At 45.3% G+C, this 4,307-nt stretch carries 3 protein-coding genes; all 3 read left to right on the forward strand.

The genetic code is table 11. From position 1 onward, the window contains the following. The coding region (locus AC5590_RS18435; RefSeq protein ID WP_169268894.1) for a beta strand repeat-containing protein at positions 1-3,206 on the forward strand (3,206 nt) is incomplete at its 5' end. A gap of 99 nt (positions 3,207-3,305) precedes the next feature. Continuing rightward, the gene (locus AC5590_RS18440) at positions 3,306-3,947 is read left to right on the forward strand and encodes an IS607 family transposase (RefSeq protein ID WP_169268895.1); all 642 of its coding nucleotides are present in this window, start codon (positions 3,306-3,308) and stop codon (positions 3,945-3,947) included. A gap of 1 nt (position 3,948) precedes the next feature. After that, the gene (locus tag AC5590_RS18445) at positions 3,949-4,272 is read left to right on the forward strand and encodes a hypothetical protein (RefSeq protein ID WP_248277435.1); all 324 of its coding nucleotides are present in this window, start codon (positions 3,949-3,951) and stop codon (positions 4,270-4,272) included. The last annotated feature ends 35 nt before the right edge of the window (positions 4,273-4,307 follow it).

A 4,307-nucleotide genomic window follows, 5' to 3' on the forward strand; every position in this document is an offset into this window, starting at 1 on the left:
GCAAGGCAAACTTATTTTTACTCAATCCAGCCGGGATCATTTTTGGACCAAATGCGAGTTTGCAAATTGGTGGTTCATTTTTAGGAAGTACGGCGAATAGTTTGCTGTTTAAGGATGGGTTTGAGTTTAGTGCGACGAATCCGCAAGCAGCGCCGTTGTTAACTATCAATGTTCCGATTGGATTGGGATTTAGGAATAATCCTCAAAATATCACTAGTCAGTCTGCTGGTCTTGAGGTTCCACAAGGAAACTATTTAGCACTAGTAGGCGGTAACGTCAGTTTAAATGGCGGGATACTGTTCGCACCAGCAGGACGAGTTGAGTTAGGAGGATTATCTGCGGCGGGAACGGTGGGACTTAATGGTGATGGAAGTTTGAGTTTTCCTGTGGGAGTGCAACGTGCTGATGTCTCGCTGACTAATCGTGTGATCGCTTACGTTAGCGCAGGTGGCGGCGGCAATATTGCAGTGAATGCCAGAAATTTAGAGCTTTCGGGAGGAAGTCTTCTTTTTGCAGGAATACAAACTGGTTTAGGAACACCAGGCGCTCAAGCAGGCGATATTAAAATTGATGCAAAAGATACTGTTTCTTTAGATGGAAGCGGAGTAGCTAATTTTGTACAAGAAGGAGGCTTGGGCAACGCAGGTAACATTCAAATCACGACTCAAAATCTAACTCTCAAGAATAGAGCTGTGTTGAGTACCGGTACCTCCGGCACAGGCAATGGGGGTATTTTGACAATTAATGCCAAAGGTAGCATTTCCTTGGACAACAGTCCAATAAGGAGCAGCGTAGAATCAACAGGTGTGGGCAATGCAGGTGACATCAATATCACCACTGGTTCTCTAGATCTCAAAAATGGCTCTCAAATTATTGGTGGCACCTTCGGCACAGGAAATGGTGGTATCGTCAAGATTAATGCCAGCGATACCATCTCTGTAGATGGTCGAAACAGCGGTGGAGCTTACAGTGCCATTGGCTCTCGTGTGGAACCTAGCGCTAAGAAGGGTGATGCAGGTAGTGTTCAAATCACGACAAAAGACTTAACTTTGGGCAATGGGAATTTTGTCAGTGCTAAAACTTTCAGTCTTGGTAATGCAGGCAGTGTAGAAATTAATGCCAAAGGTTCTGTTTTGGTTGATGGAGGTGAAATTACCAGCACTGTAGAAGAAAAAGGTGTAGGCAACGCAGGTGGCGTTCAATTAACAACCACGAACCTAACTCTCAAAAATGGCGCAGTAGTGTCTACGAATACACTTGGTGAAGGAAGTGCAGGTAACGTGTTTATCAAAGCCAGTAATGCCTCCTTAGAAGGAAACTTCTCCTTAGGGGGCAATAATACTCGTATCTCCGCCGTTGTACGAGAAGATGCCACAAAAGCCATTAGTCCTGGAAACATCAGCATCATCACAGACAAGCTCTCACTCACAAATGGTGCTCAAGTAGTTGCCAGCACTGCTGGACAGGGGAATGCAGGCAATATCGTTATCACAGCTGGTGAGATTTCGTTTGCAGGAATAGCTACTGATGGCGAAGACAATTATCCCAGTGGCGTTTTCAGTACGGTGAGAGACACAGGCAGAGGTAATGGCGGAGAAATCCGTATTAGTGCAGACAAACTCTCACTCACTGATGGCGCTCGACTTTCTGCCAGTACTTCTGGACAAGGGAATGCCGGAAAGGTAAAGCTTGAGATTCGCAACGGCGTTACAATTGCGGGAGTCAATGATGGTACCAGCAGTGGTATCTTCAATAATGTCAACACCGGAGGTGTGGGTAATGCGGGTGGCGTTGAGATTACCACAGACAACTTCTCACTCACCAATGGCGCTCGACTGTCTACCAGTACTTCTGGACAGGGAAATGGAGGTAATATAACGATTAATGCTAGGGATACTGTTTCCTTGGCAGGAGATGGCACTTCGATCATAACTGATGTCAACCCAGTAGACGCTGAACAAATCAAGCGCAATGGCGGAAACATCAGTATCACCACAGACAAACTCTCACTCACCAATGGTGCTCAACTTTCTGCCAGCACTGGTGGACTAGGAGATGCAGGTAATGTTATCGTTTCCGCTCGTGAGGTTTCGTTTGCAGGAATAAGTAGCGATGGCGAAGACAATTATCCCAGTGGCATTTTCAGTAGGGTGGAAGACACAGGCATAGGTAATGGCGGAGAAATCCGTATTAGCGCAGACAAACTCTCACTCACTGATGGCGCTCTACTTTCTACCAGCACTTTTGGACAAGGGAATGCCGGAAAGGTAAAGCTTGATATTCGCAACGGCATCACAATTACAGGAGTCAATGATGGTACCCGCAGTGGCATCTTCAGTAATGTTAACACTGGGGCTGTGGGTAATGCAGGTGGGATTGATATTAATGCGCGATCGCTCTCTCTAACCAATGGCGGTAGAATCTCTACCACTAACACTAACACTGGCACTGGCGCTGCAGGTAACATCAACATCACAACTGCTAAGGACATCCGATTAGACAACCAGGCATTAATTACCGCCAACACAAATGGGGGAGAGGGCAACATTACCCTGAATTCAGGCGACTTAATCTTGCGCCGCAAGAGCAGCATCACTACTAACGCCACAGGTACAGCAACGGGAGGCAACATTACCATCAACACTGGTAACTTGGTAGCCTTAGAAAATAGCAAAATTACCGCCAATGCTGAACAAGGTTATGGAGGCAATATCTTCATAACAACCACCGGCGGCAGATTTCTTTCACCAGACAGCGTCATCTCAGCCACTTCTGAAGCAGGTCCGCAGTTCAATGGAATTGTGCAATTTAACACACAGCTAACTGACCCCACTCGTGGATTATTTGAATTGTCAGAAGCTGTCATCGACCCCGCTCAGCAGGTTGCCCAAAATCCCTGTTCCAAAGGTTTTGGTAGTAGCTTTACGATCACAGGACGTGGCGGACTTCCAACTGATCCCCAAAAAGTCCTCAGTAGTGACAATGTGCGCGTTGATTTAATTCAGCCTGTCACCAGGACAGTGAATTCAACAAGTACAACTTATAAGCAGCCATCTCAAAAACCACCTCTCAAAAAGATAGTACCCGTTCAAGGTTGGATATATAACGAAAAAGGTGAGGTGGTGCTGGTCGGTTATGATCCTACCAAGGTTGGTGTACAACGGGAACAGCCTGCACCTAATAGTAGTTGTGCTGCAGTGAAGTAGATGTGTGGGGTTAGGAACTGAAAGATAATTTCTGGGTATATCTAGGCAACTCTTCCGGAATGCCTATATAATTGAATGTATTCTACATTAGAGGCAAGCATGGAGGACATTCAATCAGTGACTATCAGCATCGGCGATGCTGCAAAAGAGTTAGGCGTTTCTGTGGACACGATTAGGAGATGGTCAGACCAAGGCAAGATTAGATATGAACGAGCACCTAGTGGACACAGACGCTTTTATTTAGCAGACATTAAACGACTCACTCCGCGTGACTTAAAGCAACTAGATGACCGGATAACCATCAACTACGCTCGTGTTTCAAGCCATGATCAAAAAGCTGATTTAGTACGTCAAGCACAAGTATTAGAAGCATTCAGTTCTGCCAACGGATGGCAGTTTGAAACTATTCAAGATTTGGGCAGTGGTTTGAACTACCAGAAGAAAGGACTTCAGAAACTTCTCAAACGTATTATGCAAGGCGATGTCGCAAGATTGGTACTAACCCACAAAGACAGGTTGCTACGATTTGGAGCAGAGCTTGTTTTTGCGATGTGTGAGGAATTTGAGACAGAAGTGGTAATTATCAACAAGTCCAACGAGGAAGTCCCATTTGAGCAAGAACTAGTCCAAGACATGATTGAACTGATTACCGTATTCTCTGCTCGGTTGTATGGTTCCAGAAGTAAGAAAAACAAAAAACTTATTGATGGTATGACTCAAGTAGTTAACGAGGTGAAGTAAGATGGCGACTCTCACATATGTAAAAGGATTACCGACTCCAACAGAAGAATTGAATAGCTTAGGACTCACTGAGTTTGAGATGTTCTTGTCTGCTTACAGTCCGGTATTCCACAAAGCAGCATGTGAGACAGCTAACTATCTTCTCTCTGGTCAATTGTTCAATAAATCCAGTTGGAACACCTATCTACAAAAGACATTTGGCATTTCAAAGCGCCATGCAAACGGTGTGATAAGCCATGCTCAAGGAGCAGTTGACGCTTCTAAAGAGCATCGCAAGCGCCATACCAAGACATTGGAAGGTAAACTTACAGCAATTTTCAGGTAAATAGACCACAGTGGTTGAACCAACCGAAGGCATCA

This window comes from Brasilonema octagenarum UFV-OR1 (assembly GCF_963888615.1).
Taxonomy (GTDB): domain Bacteria; phylum Cyanobacteriota; class Cyanobacteriia; order Cyanobacteriales; family Nostocaceae; genus Brasilonema; species Brasilonema sennae.

Coding starts and splice junctions, on each gene's coding strand:
- AC5590_RS18440 (WP_169268895.1), top strand. CDS start 3,306: ATGGAGGACATTCAATCAGTGACTATCAGCATCGGCGATGCTGCAAAA.
- AC5590_RS18445 (WP_248277435.1), top strand. CDS start 3,949: ATGGCGACTCTCACATATGTAAAAGGATTACCGACTCCAACAGAAGAA.